The sequence below is a fragment of the Flavobacterium sp. UBA6135 genome, assembly GCF_002428305.1.
Taxonomy (GTDB): domain Bacteria; phylum Bacteroidota; class Bacteroidia; order Flavobacteriales; family Flavobacteriaceae; genus Flavobacterium.
Window position 1 is genome coordinate 16,756 of sequence record NZ_DIVJ01000007.1, and the last position, 17,335, is coordinate 34,090.

Annotated in this window: 13 protein-coding genes; 4 read left to right on the forward strand and 9 right to left on the reverse strand. The window is 31.6% G+C overall.

Features of this window, described 5'->3' with window-relative positions:
* Positions 1 to 18: 18 nt before the first annotated feature.
* Complete coding sequence (locus B3L86_RS01840; protein ID WP_291114423.1) at positions 19 to 1,269, forward strand: DEAD/DEAH box helicase; 1,251 nt, start codon at positions 19 to 21, stop codon at positions 1,267 to 1,269.
* On the opposite strand, the gene B3L86_RS01845 is transcribed toward B3L86_RS01840, so the two are convergent.
* The 4 genes from B3L86_RS01845 to holA form a co-directional block, all read right to left on the reverse strand.
* Positions 1,266 to 3,458 (reverse strand): tetratricopeptide repeat-containing hybrid sensor histidine kinase/response regulator, encoded by a 2,193-nt coding sequence (locus B3L86_RS01845; RefSeq protein ID WP_291114425.1) that lies wholly within the window; start codon positions 3,456 to 3,458, stop codon positions 1,266 to 1,268. The two genes, B3L86_RS01840 and B3L86_RS01845, sit on opposite strands and share 4 nt — an antisense overlap.
* 74 nt (positions 3,459 to 3,532) lie before the next feature.
* Entirely contained in the window at positions 3,533 to 5,227 is a 1,695-nt protein-coding gene (ettA, locus tag B3L86_RS01850; protein ID WP_291114428.1) for an energy-dependent translational throttle protein EttA, read from the reverse strand.
* 22 nt (positions 5,228 to 5,249) lie between these two features.
* Positions 5,250 to 5,432: a CAL67264 family membrane protein gene (locus B3L86_RS01855; RefSeq protein ID WP_188362582.1), complete on the reverse strand. Its 183-nt coding sequence runs from the start codon at positions 5,430 to 5,432 to the stop codon at positions 5,250 to 5,252.
* A gap of 74 nt (positions 5,433 to 5,506) precedes the next feature.
* Positions 5,507 to 6,511 carry a DNA polymerase III subunit delta gene (gene holA / locus B3L86_RS01860; RefSeq protein WP_291114431.1) on the reverse strand — a complete coding sequence of 335 codons (1,005 nt, stop codon included), beginning with the start codon at positions 6,509 to 6,511 and terminating at the stop codon, positions 5,507 to 5,509.
* Positions 6,512 to 6,576: 65 nt separating this feature from the next.
* Here holA and B3L86_RS01865 point away from each other — a divergent pair, with 65 nt between their 5' ends.
* The 3 genes from B3L86_RS01865 to B3L86_RS01875 all read left to right on the forward strand — a co-directional run bounded on the left by B3L86_RS01865 (position 6,577) and on the right by B3L86_RS01875 (position 8,947).
* The gene (locus tag B3L86_RS01865) at positions 6,577 to 7,035 is read left to right on the forward strand and encodes a type I restriction enzyme HsdR N-terminal domain-containing protein (protein WP_291114433.1); all 459 of its coding nucleotides are present in this window, start codon (positions 6,577 to 6,579) and stop codon (positions 7,033 to 7,035) included.
* On the forward strand, positions 7,028 to 8,038 hold the full coding sequence (locus B3L86_RS01870; RefSeq protein ID WP_291114436.1) for a glycosyltransferase family 2 protein: 1,011 nt from the start codon (positions 7,028 to 7,030) through the stop codon (positions 8,036 to 8,038). The genes B3L86_RS01865 and B3L86_RS01870 overlap by 8 nt, the downstream gene beginning before the upstream one ends.
* Before the next feature lie 72 nt (positions 8,039 to 8,110).
* Entirely contained in the window at positions 8,111 to 8,947 is an 837-nt protein-coding gene (locus B3L86_RS01875) for an OmpA/MotB family protein (protein WP_291114439.1), read from the forward strand.
* A 48-nt stretch (positions 8,948 to 8,995) separates the two neighbouring features.
* Here B3L86_RS01875 and B3L86_RS01880 read toward each other — a convergent pair whose 3' ends face one another.
* The 5 genes from B3L86_RS01880 to B3L86_RS01900 all read right to left on the reverse strand — a co-directional run bounded on the left by B3L86_RS01880 (position 8,996) and on the right by B3L86_RS01900 (position 17,280).
* On the reverse strand, positions 8,996 to 9,616 hold the full coding sequence (locus B3L86_RS01880; protein WP_291114442.1) for an L-threonylcarbamoyladenylate synthase: 621 nt from the start codon (positions 9,614 to 9,616) through the stop codon (positions 8,996 to 8,998).
* 84 nt (positions 9,617 to 9,700) lie between these two features.
* On the reverse strand, positions 9,701 to 10,552 hold the full coding sequence (locus B3L86_RS01885; RefSeq protein ID WP_291114445.1) for an N-acetylglucosamine kinase: 852 nt from the start codon (positions 10,550 to 10,552) through the stop codon (positions 9,701 to 9,703).
* A 64-nt stretch (positions 10,553 to 10,616) separates the two neighbouring features.
* On the reverse strand, positions 10,617 to 11,618 hold the full coding sequence (gap, locus tag B3L86_RS01890) for a type I glyceraldehyde-3-phosphate dehydrogenase (RefSeq protein ID WP_291114448.1): 1,002 nt from the start codon (positions 11,616 to 11,618) through the stop codon (positions 10,617 to 10,619).
* A 32-nt stretch (positions 11,619 to 11,650) separates the two neighbouring features.
* On the reverse strand, positions 11,651 to 12,637 hold the full coding sequence (pfkA, locus tag B3L86_RS01895) for a 6-phosphofructokinase (protein WP_291114451.1): 987 nt from the start codon (positions 12,635 to 12,637) through the stop codon (positions 11,651 to 11,653).
* Positions 12,638 to 12,804: 167 nt separating this feature from the next.
* The gene (locus tag B3L86_RS01900) at positions 12,805 to 17,280 is read right to left on the reverse strand and encodes a translocation/assembly module TamB domain-containing protein (protein ID WP_291114454.1); all 4,476 of its coding nucleotides are present in this window, start codon (positions 17,278 to 17,280) and stop codon (positions 12,805 to 12,807) included.
* Positions 17,281 to 17,335: the final 55 nt, after the last annotated feature.

Consider the following 17,335-nt stretch of genomic DNA (forward strand, 5'->3'; position numbering starts at 1 on the left):
CAGACAATTTACAAAAATATGTCATTTTCAGATCTTAACTTACTTCAAAATATACAGCATGCTATTGCTGACGAAGGTTATACCATCCCCACTCCTATTCAACAACAAGCCATTCCAATTGTTTTAGAAGGAACAGACTTGGTGGGTTGTGCTCAAACCGGAACCGGAAAAACGGCCGCTTTTGCTATTCCTATTTTAAATAATTTACATCGAATTGTTGGTTCTTTAAGCAAAAGAAAACTTGTTAGAGCATTGATTGTCACGCCCACCCGTGAATTAGCTATACAAATTGGTGAGAGCATCGATACCTATGGAAAATACACTAACATTAGACAATTAACCATTTTTGGTGGTGTTAGCCAAGTGCCTCAAGTGGATCAATTGAAAAAAGGAATTGACATTTTAATTGCTACTCCAGGTCGTTTGTTGGATTTGCATAAACAGGGATTTATTGATTTAGATAATTTGCATTTTTTAGTTTTAGATGAAGCTGATCAAATGTTGGACATGGGATTCATTAATGATGTAAAAAAAATCATCAAATTAACACCTTCAAACAGACAAACACTTTTATTTTCTGCAACTATGCCAATGGCTATCAGAGAATTGGCCGATACTTTTTTGACAAAAGCAAAATATGTTTCGGTAGATCCGGTATCGTCAACAGCTGAAAAAGTAGTACACAAAGTTTATTTTGTTGAAAAAGAAGACAAACGAAAACTTTTGTACCACATAATCAGAAATGAAAGCTTAAACAATCTTTTGGTTTTTACTAGAACCAAACACGGTGCTGATAATGTTGTCAAATTTTTGAAAAAACACGGTGTAAGTGCAGAAGCAATTCATGGCGATAAATCACAAAACGCTCGTCAACGGGTTTTAGATCAGTTTAAAGCTAAAGAAATTTCTGTTTTAGTTGCCACCGATATTGCGGCTAGAGGAATTGATATTGAATTATTGCCTTTTGTTTTAAACTTTGATTTGCCCAACATTCCGGAAACTTATGTACACCGAATTGGAAGAACTGCTAGAGCCGGTAACGAAGGAATTGCTTATTCTTTTTGTGGAAAAGATGAAGAACCGTATTGGAAAGACATTCAAAAACTGACAAGAATCAATGCAAAAGTGATTACAGACCATCCCTTTCCGTGGAGTGAAGTTGCAAAAGAAATATCAGAAACAGCTAAACCCGACAGAAGAAACACAAAAAAAACAGATAATTCAAGAAAATCTACCGCTTCTAAAAAGAACAAAAAACGTTGGTATTAAGCAGTATTTTTTTTAACTAAAGTTTCTATTATATGCATCAGTTTTGATGGTTCGAATGGTTTGATCAAAACATCATTCATACCTGCAGAAATAGCTTCTTCTGAAACTTCTTCTTTGGCAAAAGCCGTTAATGCAATTATTGGAACTGCAATACCTCTTTTTCTAATTAATCGTGTTGTTTCAAATCCATTGATAAGTGGCATATTGATATCCATCAATACAACATCAAAATACTCTTTTTGTAAAGCTTCTATTGCAGCATAACCATCATCAACAATCACAGTTTTATAGTTATTTTTCTCCATGATTTTACGGGTAACCATTTGATTAATTTTGTTATCTTCAACAACTAAAACTTTGTAAATCATGTCATTAGAAAGGTCAACTTTAATATTATTGATTATTTCGTTTACTTTTGACATATCGTCATTAAAACCAATAGTAAAGGTAAACTTAGACCCTTTACCTTCTTCACTTTCAACAAAAATTTCACTGTCAAAAAGAGTGACTAATTTTTTTACAATAGAAAGCCCTAATCCCGCTCCTTGATAGTCGTCTTCCTTTCGATCAATTTGAACGAATTTATCAAAAATTTTAGATAAATCCTTTTCAGCAATCCCAACACCGGTATCTTCAACTTCAAATTTGATATAACATATTGAATGTTCTTTTTTTTCTAAATTTGCTTTAATACGAACTTCCCCGTTTTGTGTAAATTTAAGTCCATTAGAAACTAAGTTCATAAAAATTTGAGACAGTCGTAACTTATCACCAACTAAATATTCAGGAATTGACTCATCAACTTGCGTAACTATTTTGTTTTTATTTCGGGTTGCAATAAATGAAAGCGAGTTAGAAACCATATTGATTTCATCTTGGATATTCATCGTTAAATTTTCTAAAACTACTTTATTTTCTTCAATTTTATTGATTTGAAGTAAATCATTCACTAAGGACAAGAGGTATCGAGCTGAGAATTTTAATGAATTTAAATGTGGACTATCCGCCAACTCTTTGTGTTCGTCTGAAAGCATATTGGTGATCCCAACCACACCATAAAGCGGAGTTCTTAATTCATGGCTTATAGTTGAGATAAATTGCGTTTTTAATTTTGAAGCTTCTTCCGCTTTTTCTTTTGCAATTTTTAATTCTTCATTTTTAACTTCTAAATATTCATTTACTTTTTTTCTAAAAATATTATTTTTATACAGAACATAAAGTAAAAATAACAACATCATTAAAAACACAAGTATCAGTGTAATAATAATTTTTGTTTTTCTCAGATTATCTTCCTGTAGAAGTTTTTCTTGATTAACTGCCGTTAACTGTCGCTTTGACTCGTCTAAGGCAATATCCATTCCTATAATTTTGGCATTCTTAATTTTTTCTAAATCAAAAATTTCATTTTTTAAAACCTGATGTCTGTTTAAAAAAAGATATGCTTTTTCATAGTTACCAATAGCAAATAAAAACTCAGAATAGTCATGATAAGCATCGGATAGATAGATTTTTGAATTATTTTCCTCACCTATCCTAATGGCTTCATTAAAATTAAAATCCGCTTTCTCTTTATCTTTCAGATGATGGAATTTTTTTCCCAACAAAATATACAAATACCCTTGAATATCTAAAATTTTGATACGATCTCTATGTTTTTCAACATAATCTAAATGAAAAACACCTTGATTGTAATCATTCGTATCAAAATAAAGTGAAGCTAAATTTAGTTTTGATAATACCATAGAAAAAACATTGTCAATTTTTTCTGAAATTTCAATAGATTTCTTATAGTACTCAATAGCTTTTTTAAAATCTTTTTTTCTAAAAAAATAAATATTACCAATGTTATTGTACACGGCAGCTTTTAGTGTGTCATTGACTGCTTTTCGAAAATGATAAACAGACTTGTCATAATATTCTAACGCTTTATCAATCTCTACGATTTCCTCATAATTACCGGCAATTGTATTATAAGATCTACCAATTAAATCATCGTCTTTCATTTCTAAAGCAAAATCTAGTGCCTTGCTTGAAAATGACAATGAGTTTTTATAGTCTGATTTATAGAGGCAACTGTCGGAGGAGTGTAACAATTGACGCACTTCTTTTTTTGTTATACTTTTCTCTTGGGAAGAAAGAACAAATGAAGTAGCTAAAAAAATAAAAAGCAATGCTGTTTTTGGGGACATCTTTATTTTTAATTCATCAAATATAATCTATTTTATTTAAAAAAAAATCCCGAATTATCGGGATTTTAATAAAATTAATTTCTTACTAATTTTTTATATTTAATACGCTTAGGTGTCACATCTGCACCTAGACGTTTTCTTTTGTTTTCTTCGTATTCTGTAAAACTTCCTTCAAAGAAATAGACTTGCGAATCACCTTCAAATGCTAAAATATGTGTACAGATTCGGTCCAAAAACCATCGGTCGTGCGAAATAATTACGGCACATCCTGCAAAATTTTCTAATCCTTCTTCAAGAGCACGAAGTGTATTTATATCCAAGTCATTGGTTGGCTCATCTAAAAGCAACACGTTTCCTTCTTCTTTTAACGTCATGGCTAAATGCAAGCGATTTCTTTCTCCACCTGACAAGGTAGAAACTTTTTTATTTTGGTCGCTTCCGCCAAAATTAAAACGACTCAAATAAGCTCTCGAATTTACCTGACGACCACCCATCATAATTAACTCTTGACCATCACAAAAATTCTCCCAAATTGATTTATTAACATCAATATTACTGTGTGATTGATCTACATAGGCAATTTTTACAGTATCCCCGGTTGAAAATTCTCCTTTATCCGGATTTTCTTCACCCATAATCATTTTAAAAATGGTTGTTTTTCCGGCACCATTTGGCCCAATAATTCCAACTATTCCGGCTTGTGGCAGTCTGAAATTCAAATCTTCATAAAGCAATTTATCGCCATAAGCTTTTGCTACGCCCTGGGCTTCAATCACATTGGTTCCCAAACGAGGACCATTTGGAATATATAATTCTAATTTTTCGTCCAACTCTTTTTGATCTTCATTTAAAAGCTTATCATAATTTTGTAAACGAGCTTTTTGTTTGGTTTGACGTCCTTTTGCACCTTGTCTTACCCAATCTAGTTCTCGTTCTAGTGTTTTTCTTCGTTTAGAGGCTACTTTTTCTTCCAATTCCATTCGCTTGGTTTTTTGGTCTAACCAAGATGAATAGTTGCCTTTCCAAGGAATACCTTCACCTCTATCCAATTCTAAAATCCAACCGGCAACGTTATCTAAGAAGTATCTGTCGTGAGTTACTGCAATAACAGTTCCGGGATATTGTTGTAAATGTTGTTCTAACCACAAAACAGATTCGGCATCTAAATGGTTAGTTGGCTCATCTAATAACAAAACATCGGGTTGTTGCAATAATAGACGACACAAAGCAACACGTCTGCGTTCACCTCCTGAAAGCACCTTTATTGGAGTGTCAGGTTCCGGAGTTCGCAAGGCATCCATTGCTACTTCCAACTTATTGTCTATTTCCCATGCACCGGCTGCATCAATCTTATCTTGAAGCTCTGCTTGACGGTCCATTAATTTTTGCATCTTATCTGCATCTTCATAAATTTCAGGTAAACCAAACATGTCATTTAGTTTATTGAATTCATCAAGCAAGGCAATTGTTTCTGCGGCACCTTCTCTAACAATTTCGATTACTGTTTTGGTTTCATCTAAAATTGGTTCTTGTTCAAGATAACCTACTTTATAACCCGGAGCAAAAACAACATCACCTTGGTAATTTTTATCAACTCCAGCTATGATCTTTAATAATGAAGATTTACCGGAACCATTTAAACCAAGGATACCAATTTTAGCTCCATAAAAAAAGCTAAGATAAATATCTTTTAAAACCTGTTTATTTGTACTCGAGTAGGTTTTACTCACCCGAGACATTGAAAAAATTACTTTCTTATCGTCTGACATACAATCAATTATTTTATTTTTATTACACTCTTCCTTTTAAAGCATTAAACACCCATGCTATGGCTAAAAAACCAATCCCAGTAGCAGCAAAACCCCAACCTGCAACGTCATTATATCGAAATGCTCCCATGCCAATTAACAATAACCCCATCAAAATCATTATGAATGTTGCCCAAGCCAAAATTGTATTTTTATTAATTCCCATTTTATAAATTTTAAGGAAGCAAATATCGTGTTTTTAAAGGGTATTGAAAAACAAAATCAAAAATTCTAACAATTTTAATTAAAAATTTTAATGAGCATTTCTTTCAACAAATCGGCTTCATGCATTTGATTGGCTCCCACACCTTTACTCTTTGAATCAATGTCTCGAAGCGAGGAAACAATGTTGCTGACTTTTTTCATGGGATAATTTTTTGCTGCCGTGATATATTCTTGTACAAAAAAGGGACTTACAGCTAATACTTTTGCTACATTGGCTGCAGATTTATCGTTCAATCCATGGAATTGTAATAGTTTAACAAAAAAAGCAAAAACCTGTCCGGTAGTCAACACCATAGGATATTCTTTTTTGTTTTGAGCAAAATGATCTGCAATTTTATAAGCCTGTAAAATAGCTTTGCTACCAATAGCCTTTCGTAGTTCAAACACATTAAAATCTTTGCTAAATCCAATGTTTTCTTCTATGTGATTCGCAGTAATTGTAGTTCCGACCGGAAGAATAATTTGAAGTTTTTCTAGTTCATTATTGATTTTATTCAAATCTGTTCCCAAAAATTCAACCAACATTTCTGAAGCTTTTGGTTCAATTGCATAGCCTTTTCCTTTTAAAATTCTAACTATCCATGTTCCCACTTGGTTGTCATATAGTTTTTTGCTTTCAAACAACAATCCGTTTTTTTGTAACGATTTTGCAAGCGATTTTCTTTTGTCTAAGGTTTTGTATTTGTATGCAAAAACCAAAATAGTTGTAGGTTGTGGGTTTTCAACATAAGACGAAAGATCATCAATAGTTCTGCTTAAATCTTGAGCTTCTTTTACTATTATAACTTGATAATCAGCCATCATCGGATAGCGTTTTGCATTTGAAATAATATCTTGAACAGAAATATCTCTACCATATAAAACCATCTGGTTAAAGCCTCTTTCTTCTTCAGACAGAATAGAGCTTTCAATGAATTCAGAAATTTTATCAATATAATAAGGTTCTTCACCCATTAAAAAATAAACAGGCTTGAATTTTTTTTGTTTTATATCATTGATGATACCAATAACTTCATCCATAGTAAATTTGTGTAAGCTGTTATTATAGTTTTCTCATTTTGGCATAAACTATTTATATTTACACCATGCAAAAACTCAATTTCCCGGTGTTTAACTTCCGATTCAAAAATAGTGAAAATAAAGTCGCTATCTTTGATGAAATTCGTAAAAAATTTGTGCTGCTCACACCTGAAGAATGGGTCAGACAACATGTTGTGCATTATTTAATTAGTGTAAAAAAGCATCCCAAAACATTAATTAATGTAGAAAAAAAAGTACTTCAGAACGGAATTAGTAAACGATATGATGTAGTAGCTTTTCGCCCGGATGGCAGTATCTATCTGGTTATTGAATGCAAAGCACCCGAGGTAAAACTGACTCAAAAAGTGTTTGATCAATTGGCTCAATATAATTTTATTTTAAACGCTACTTATTTAATGGTTACAAATGGTTTGAATCATTATTTTTGTGAAATAAATGTGGAACAATCCAATTATAATTTTTTAACCGATATTCCTGAACTTAATTTAAATCAATTTGAATAATTTATCAAAAAATAAAATAGCCATTGTCATTTTAAATTGGAATGGTGTTTCGCTTCTTGAAAAATTTTTACCATCTATTGTAAACTATTCTGATAATGCTACTATTTATGTGGTAGATAATAATTCAACCGATACTTCTGTTTCGTTTCTACAGGAATATTTTCCAACAGTTACACTAATTCAAAACCAAGAGAATTATGGTTTTGCAGGAGGCTATACTGTCGCTTTACAACAAGTTCAGGAAGAAATTTATGCTTTAGTAAATTCTGATATTGAAGTAACCGAAAATTGGTTACAACCCATTATTGAACTTTTTGATAATGAACCTGAAACAGCTATCATTCAACCAAAAATTTTAGATTATAAAAACAAAGATTATTTTGAATATGCCGGAGCCGGCGGTGGTTTTATAGATAAATTTGGTTATCCGTTTTGTCGTGGTAGAATTTTTACTACAATCGAAAAAGACAACAAGCAATACGATGACACCACAACGGTTTTTTGGGCTTCAGGGGCTTGTTTTTTTGTTAGAAAATCTGTTTTTCAAGAACTTGGTGGATTTGATACCGATTTTTTTGCACATCAGGAAGAAATAGATTTGTGTTGGCGAGCTTTTAACGCCAATTATACCATTAAATATTGTGGTAAATCAACAGTATTTCATCTGGGTGGTGCTACTCTGGAGGCCAGTAATCCAAAAAAAACATATTTAAATTTTAGAAATTCATTGTTGATGTTGGTTAAAAATTTACCAGCAAAACTAGTTTTTCAAATTGTCATTTTTAGATTGATTTTGGATGGTATTGCCGGAGTTCGTTTTTTATTTTTAGGTAATTTTCAGCATTTTATGGCTATTTTAAAAGCACACTTTTCATTTTATGTTATGCTTCCCAAAATTTCAAGAAAGAGAGTTAAAGTTATTCCAAAAAAATACTTTTCAGTTTCAAGTATAGTTTTAGACTATTATTGGGCAAAAAAACACCATTTTAAAGACTTATTTTAATATATTTTTATCACTAATTTGGTATAGTCTTTGCTAATAATCCTTAAATTTGTAAAACAAAATACATCACCAATGAAAAGACTGATTTTATTCGTTTCAATTGCTGCCATGACGCTAGGATCATGTGGCACAAAAAAGAAAATTGCTGAATTAGAAGCAAAAAACAAAGAGTGTCAAGATTTATTGAACTCTACTACAGTTAAATTGAATTTATGTTTGTCTGAAAAAGACATAATTTCAAATCAACTTGCCGATTTAAAGAAAACCAATTCTGATTTAATCAGTAATGTTGGAAACATCACTTTATTATCTGCTAAAGGTGCTGAAAACCTTGAAAAATCTTTAGAAAGTTTAAAAGAAAAAGATTTAAAAATCTCAAGACTTCAAGATGCATTAACACGTAAAGACAGTGTGACATTGGCATTGGTAACAAGTTTAAAGGGTGCTGTAGGAATAAGCGATCCAGACATTGAAATCAATGTTGAAAAAGGAGTTGTAATGATTTCTATTGCTGACAAATTATTATTCAAATCCGGAAGTTATGAAATTAGCGACCGAGCAAAAGAAATTTTAGGAAAAGTTGCAAAAGTTGTAAATGACAAACCTGATTTTGAATGTATGGTAGAAAGTCATACTGACAACGTTCCTTACCGAAATGGTGTTTTGTTAGACAACTGGGATTTAAGTGCAAAACGTGCTACTGCTGTGGTTCGAGTATTAACTAATGACCACAAAGTAAATCCAAAACAGATGATTGCAGCAGGAAGAGGTGAATTTCAACCTTTAGTTGCAAACAATACGGTTGAAAATCGTGCGGCAAACAGAAGAACAAGAATTATTGTGATGCCAAAAATTGATCAGTTTTATGACATGATTGAAAAAGAAATGAAAAAACAAACAGGTAAATAATCCGGTTAATTTATATAGAAAACGCCTCTTAATTGAGGCGTTTTTATTTTATAATATATCAAGACTTCCTTTACCTTCTCGGATAACTTCGGGTTCTGCTTCTGATAAATCAATAACTGTGGAAGGTTGGTTGTCACCATAACCACCATCAATAATCAAGTCAACTAAAAACTGCCATTTTTCAAAAATCAATTCTGGATCTGTTGAATACTCTAAAACTTCATCGTCATCATGAATAGAGGTGGAAACAATTGGATTACCTAATTGACGGACAATTTCCAAGGTTATAGCATTATCCGGAACACGAATTCCTACTGTTTTCTTTTTCTTAAATTCTTTGGGTAAATTATTATTTCCAGGCAAAATAAAAGTATAAGGTCCGGGCAAAGCTCGTTTTAAAATTTTAAATGTGGCCGTATCAATTTGTCTGACATAATCGGAGAGATTACTCAAATCATGACAAACAAATGAAAAATTAGCCTTTTCAAGTTTGATTCCTTTAATTTTGGCAATGCGTTCTAAAGCTTTGGTGTTGGTAATATCACAACCCAATCCATAAACAGTGTCAGTGGGATAAATGATAAGTCCACCGTCTTTTAAGACTTTAATAACTTTTGCTATTTCTTTAGGATTCGGATTCTCAGGATATAATTTTATAAAACTGGCCATAATAATAAATTCTCCCGTAAAAATACATCAGAAAAAACTTTTAAACCAAAAAAAACCGAAGTAGTTAAAACTTCGGTTACTTTATTAATTATTTAAAATATGATAAGCTATCAAACCATCAATAGGTCTTCGTAGAACATTGCCAAGTTGAATGCCATGTTGGGTTAAAACTTCTTGTAGTTCGTCTTTGAGATAAAAGGCAATGGAACCCACAAAATGAACAGGAACCGTTTGATAATTATCAAATTGTTTGATATAATTTTCAACAAAATCATCCAATTCCATATTGATGTATTTTTTACAAAAATCAGCCTCTTTATGTTTGATTAAAAACTTAGCAAAAGTTGCCAAATAAGCATTTGGATTGGGTTCTTTGTATAAATTGTTTTTTATGTAATCCGGATCAAGATTGTATTCTTCTTCAAACTCTTTCTTCAAATCATCCGGCATTTTATTGAAACTATAGCCTCTCAACAAATGGCGACCAAAGCGATTGCCACTACAATCATCCATACAAATATATCCTAACGATTGTACTTTTTGATGAAGTACTTTACCATCAAAGTAACTACAATTGGAGCCTGTTCCAAGAATGCAAACAATGGCTTCTTGATTTTTTGGGGTTGTGGCATAAACCGCAGCATAAGTATCTTCATGAACCACTACATTTGCATTGCTAAAATAACCTTGAAAAACTTCAGTTAAAAAATTTTTCATTCTATCTGTCCCGCAACCTGCTCCATAAAAAAATAAATGAGTAGCTTTATTTTTATTATGAGAAATATCAAACTTATCATTCAATCGTTCAATAATTTCATCTTTTGATAATACTTCAGGATTCAAACCTAAAGATTGTGTGGTGAACAAAACTTTGCCATTGTCATCAATGGCAATCCAATCGGCTTTTGTTGAGCCACTATCTACTAATAGTTTCATAATTTGGTTTGTTTGTATAAAAAAAGTCCTGTCAGGTTAGTGCTAACAGGACTATTTGTAACTATTAAAGTTTAGCAATATGTAATGATAAATCAACTAATTTACTTGAATAACCATATTCATTATCATACCAAGAAACTAATTTGAAGAAAGTGCTGTTTAAACCAATTCCGGCTTTTGCATCAATAATTGAAGTTCTTGGATCGGAGATGAAGTCTTGAGACACCACATCATCTTCTGTGAATCCTAAAACACCTTTCATTGAAGTTTCTGAAGCAGTTTTTAAAACTTTCATAATTTCTTCATATGAAGTTTCTTTTGCCACCTTAACCGTTAAATCTACAACAGAAACATCTGCAGTTGGAACACGCATTGACATTCCTGTTAATTTTCCGTTTAATTCAGGAATAACTTTACCTACAGCTTTAGCGGCACCGGTTGAAGCCGGAATGATATTTAATAAAGCGGCTCTTCCACCTCTATAATCTTTTTTAGAAGGACCGTCAACTGTTAATTGGGTAGCTGTTGTAGCATGAATAGTTGTCATTAAACCTTCAACAATTCCAAAATTATCATGAATCACTTTTGCTAATGGAGCCAAACAATTGGTTGTACAAGATGCATTTGAAACAATAGTATCAGCTGCAGTAATTTTTTCGTGATTTACACCCATAACAAACATTGGTGCATCGGCAGATGGTGCAGAAATTACCACTTTTTTAGCTCCACCTTTGATATGAGAATTTGCCGTTTCAAGTGTGGTGAAAATACCGGTACATTCTGCAACGATATCCACACCAACTTCGTCCCATTTTAAAACAGAAGGATCTCTTTCTGCAGATACACGAATTTTCTTTCCGTTAACAAACAATTCACCATTTGTCACTTCAACTGTTCCATTAAATCTTCCGTGTACTGAATCGTATTTTAATAAGTAAGCTAAGTGTTCTACATCTAATAAATCATTGATAGCTACTACTTCAATATTATCTCTGTTGATTGTTTCTCTAAAAACAATTCTTCCAATTCTACCAAATCCGTTAATTCCTAATTTTACTTTTGACATGATTTTTATATTAATTTTTATACTTAATTTTTTTAAATTGACATGATGTCTGAAACTCTTAAGAGTTCTTTATCCACTTCACAATGCCCTTTAATAGCTTGTTCTAAAGGTGTTAATGCCACTTTATCATTGATCAAACCAACCATAAAGTTGGTTTTATTTTCTAATAAAGATTCTACCGCTTTTACCCCTAACCTACTTGCCAAAACTCTATCAAAACAAGAAGGAGCACCGCCTCGTTGCATATGGCCTAAAACGGAAACCCTAACATCATATTCCGGCATATGTTCCTCTACATATTCTTTTAATTCGAATACATTTTTACCGGTTTTATCACCTTCTGCAACCACAACAATACTTGAAGATTTTCCTGTAAGCTTACTTTTTTCAAGAGATTCAACCAATCGTTCTAATCCTAAATCTTCTTCAGGAATTAGAATTTCCTCTGCTCCTGCTCCAATTCCGGCATTCAAAGCAATATGACCCGCATCACGCCCCATAACCTCCACAAAAAACAAGCGATTGTGTGAACTTGCTGTATCTCTAATTTTATCTATAACTTCAACAACCGTGTTCAAAGCGGTATCATAACCTAAGGTATGACTTGTTCCAAAAATATCGTTATCTATTGTTCCGGGAATTCCTATCACTGGAAAATTAAACTCCTTATTGAAAACTAAAGCTCCTGTAAAGCTACCGTCACCGCCAATAACTACAAAAGCGTCAATTCCTGCTTTTACTAAATTGTCATAGGCTTTTTTTCTTCCTTCAGCAGACATAAACTCTTTTGAACGTGCTGATTTTAAGATTGTTCCGCCTTTATTGACAATGTTATTCACTGATCGAGGGCCCATTTCTTTGAAATCACCTTCAATCATTCCTTGATAACCACGATAAATTCCAAAGCATTCAATGTTATGAAAAGCACAAGTTCTTACTACAGAACGAATGGCTGCATTCATTCCGGGAGAATCTCCTCCGGAAGTTAATACACCTATTTTTTTTATTGTTTTCGACATTTTTTATTGTTTAAAATGTAAATTTAGCAAACAAATATGACTTTTTTACTGACATTTCAACTATTTCGACAATTACCGAAATTTTCAAACGTTTTCGTTGATAAGTTTTTTACTAACAAAAAAACTCCATTAAAAATGGAGCTTTTGATAAAATATCTAATTAATCATCAATCAATTTCTGGTGGTTTTTCCTCTTCTTTTTTAGGTTTCTCATACGTTTTTTTCTTTTCGTTTATGAAATTTAAAAACTCAGGTTTAAAATCAGAATCAGAATCTTGGCCCGATGAGTCAACATCTCTTGTTAATTTTGCTCTTTTGAAAATTCCGTTGATTAATTCTTTAAATGTATCAAAATCAACTTGGTAAGTTGCACCAATTCCTTGCGTATATCCTATTCCTTCTCCAATATAGGTTATATCATTTTCACGATTAAAAACCCTTAGGTTGAACTTTCCATCTTTGGTAACCCGATAAAGAATTTCAACATCACCGACCACGGCTGCATCATTAATTCCTCCAATTGGCACACCTAATTTTCCATTAACAGAAATTCGTTCGTTAATTTCGAAAGACGTAGTTAATCCAACACTACCGTCAGTTTCACGTCCGGGAGTTCTATCAGCTGAATCGACAACAACACCCACATTCATTTTACCTTCTTCATCTTTAATAATGTCATTAAAAACTCCTGTAAAAGTTTCAAATAAATTGTTGGACAATGCATTTTGAGACAAACCTCCATCTGTACTCAAAAAATTACCCGAGGCCAATAAATACAAAGCTTGCGTTTGACGTGTATCTTTGTCATCTAATTTGGTTTGAATTTCTGATTTAAGTACGGAACTTATTGTTGGAAAGTTAATCATAAAATCTGGTTCGGGATTGTTTAGAAAACCGGTAATTCCAATCACAACTTCCACTTGAACTTTTTGATTAACCGTTGGGTTATCTAGCAATAATGCGGGATTTGCTCTAATATTATCATAAACCGCTTCAATATTTAATCGTGCTCGCATTGGGTCACCGTCCCAAACTATAGAGCCGTATTTTTTAACTTTAAACTGTTTACTAACTAAACCTCGGTATTTAAAATTATAGATTCCCTCGTTGATACTAAAATCCCCATACATGTTAAATTTACCCAAAGTATTAATTTGCATAGAAAGTGTTCCAAAACCTTTTCCTTTCATTAAATGTCCGGTTTCTTTATCTAAAATCACTTCTATCTCGGCATCTTCAGTTATATCTAAATCAAAATTTAATTCTAATCCATTATAATTTTTAGCCAACCCGGTAGTTCCAGTTTCCAAATTATATTTTTCTTCTTTAGTAATAAATCGGATATACGAATTATCACCTATTGACTGCGTGTTAGAAACCGGTATTTTAATAAATGTTCCTTTTTTAGACTTGGCTTGCACATCAATTAATAAAGAACTTGTGGGTCCGGTTATTGTTGCAGTTCCTTCTATAAAAGCATTACCGTAGTAGGGTGTGTCATCTTTATCTTGTGTGTCTAAAACATTCAAATAGTCAGAAGTAATTCCGATATCTAATCGCCAATCAGAAAGATTAAAATGACGAATATTACCGCTTAAAACACCTTTTGTTTTATATTTCGAATCGGTCATTGTAATGTTACGAAGTAAAAATTGGCGTTGCGTCAAATCAACAATTGAATTTTTATCAAAAGCATAATCAACTCCGAGATAAGGTACAGAAAGTCCAGCTTCTTCCAAATACAAACGTCCTTCTATTTCCGGATTTTGAAGCTGACCTTGAAAAGATGCATTTCCTGAAACCAAACCTCTGATGTTTGTTATCACTTCTCCTCCATAAGAACTGAAAGCTCCCACATTAAATTTATTGAGTTTTAAATCTAAGTCAAGAATTGGTTCTCTGTTTTTAAAATAAACGGTTCCTTCTGCCAAGAAACTTTCTAAATTTTCATTTTTTACACTTGAATTAATTCTGAAATTTTCAAATTTATCATCACCAATAATATCTAAATTTAAAGTTCCAAAATCAATGTTGTTCACATTGAAATTTTCGACTTTTAATGATGCATAAGGTCGGAATTCTTCATTTAATTGTTTAAAATTAATTTGACCGTCTAAACTTCCTTCAATCACTAAATCATCTGAAACGGGAATTATTTTTCCGATATTTACTTTTTCAAAATTTAAATTTAGATCTTTAAAATTAGTTCCTTTTATTTCACCATCAAAATTGATAAACTGCTCCTCATGCGTCATTTTGATGTTTTGAAATATAAAATCAGAAAATCTGTTATTAAAAATAATTTTATTTTCAGAATTTTCTTCTTCATTCAAATACCACATGTAATCTTTAAAATGAAGTTCTGATTTTTGAATACCAACCACATTGTTTTTATTCACATCAATGGTGTGATATATGTTAAGGTTATAAAAATCATTGGCTTTGTCGCCTCCTTTAAATTCACTTCGAATGAACAAGGTATCTTTTGAAGTCACATTCAGCAAATTGAAATCAGAGAACTTATAATGTTTGGTTTTTATAGAATCAATTTCTATATACGTGTTATAAAGTGGGTTTTTATTATCTATTTCAAATTTAATTTTTTCAAATTCATTTTCGTTAGCCAAAATTAAGGGTGATGAAAAATTCATCTTAAATTCATTGGCGTCCGAATTGATGTTTCCTCGAATGTAGGTGTTCTTACTCACCGAAATATCAGGATAAAAAATTTCAATTATTTTATTGAAAATAGCAAAGTTAAATTTTAAGTATTGACCGCTTTTAACTTTTTGGGGTGAATAATTGGCATAAACACTACCGAGAGCATTCTCTACCATCATTGGAATTTGATTAAAATCAAACTTGCCCACAACTTTTCCTTCTACAATATCCGGAGAATTTATTTCAATGGTTCGTTCTCTATTTTCATCAAAAGTGGAGCTTAATTTAAAATCATCAAACACAAAAATATCACGGTTATTTTGATACGATGCATTAAGGAAAGCTACATCTCCATAAATATTATCTAAACTATTACCAGCAAGATCAGAAGTAATATGCCCCTTAAAAATTGAAATAGAATCTGTTGTAATAAAATTTAATTTATATAAATCAGCATAATCAATTCGAGTAGTAAATTTATAAACATTCTCTTTTTGAGATACATCTAACAAACCATCAAAATCCATAAAAAGATTGGGGTCATTTACGTTTACTTTTCCTGAAAAAAGTGGTTTTTTAAACACCCCATCAATCGCTATATCGGTGTAATTATATTTATTATAATTCAATTGAGAAATAAATCCTTTAAATCGGGTATTGATTAAATCTTCGGTAAAACCGGCTCCATCAACTTGCATGTTCATAGAAATGTTGCCAACATCACTTCTATTTAAAATTTTACCTATTGCAAAACGATCCAAAACAATAGTTCCTGAATAAGAAGCATTATCAATAAACTCAATATTAGTCATGTTTAAATTCAGTTTACCGGAACCTAAATCAGAAGTCATTACAAAATTTGTATTGATACGGTCAAACGCAACTATCGCATCACCACGTAAAGAAAACTGTCCCAGTTTATTGATTGAACTTGGCAATTTTTTTCCTAAAATATTAGGCAATAAAGCCGTTAGATCATTATAATTGGAGGACAAATGCGAAAAAGTAGACTCCATGTAAAAAGTCTCTTCTTCAGTACCAAAAAGATTTTTGAAATTAACATCTCCAATAATTTTGGTTCTTTCACCTTCTTTAAGATTTAAATTTGAAATGCTTAAGTCGTTTAAAGTTCCGTTGATATCAGAATTAAAAACAAAACTTTTATCGGAGGATAATTCTTTATAAAAATACCGAATGTCATTGGTGTTTATTGATGCTGAATTTACTTTGAAATCAAAAACTACGCGATTAAAGAAATCGGCAAAATCGTTAGTATCTTTATTATAATTTAAACTTACATTTCCAAACAATGAAGAATTAGCTGTTTGCAATGCAAAATCATCAAGCTTTATTTGTTTGCGTGTATAACTAAAATCTGATTTTAAATTTTTGATAACTAAACCTCTAAAATCAATTGCCTTTAAACTCTCAATTTTAGAAGTAACATCCGAACCTTTGATCTTAAAATCAATCAGTTTTGAGTTCAAATTTGTAAATTGAAGAATTTTAGGATTGAATTTGTTTTCATTTTTAAAAACAAAAGCACTATTACTAATAGCAATAGTATTGGCAAGCATTAAAAATTTTCCGGATGAAGGGCGTCCGTCATCAAAAGCATCAATAAACACATCTAAATTTGTTTGTGTTTCGTCTTTATAATTAATTATTGAAAACTTTAATCCATTTAATTTTAAATCATCAAAAATCAAATCTCCTTTCAAAATGGGATCTAAATCTTTAATTTTAGTACTCAAACGGTCAACATAAATTAAAGTATCTTTGTGATGGTCTCTAATAACAACTTTTTTAAATTTTACGCTGCCAAAAATTGAAATGGCAACTTCATCAATTGAAATATCAGTACCATACTGTTTATTTAGCTTATTTGTGAAATAATTAGCTATAGAAGTTTGAACCGGAGGCAACGATAGTAATACACCAAATAGGAGCAATAATAGAATTATCCCCAAAAGAGAACGCAATACTATTTTTTTTAATTTTTTGATACCCCTAATTGTTTTAAATTTGTCAAATATA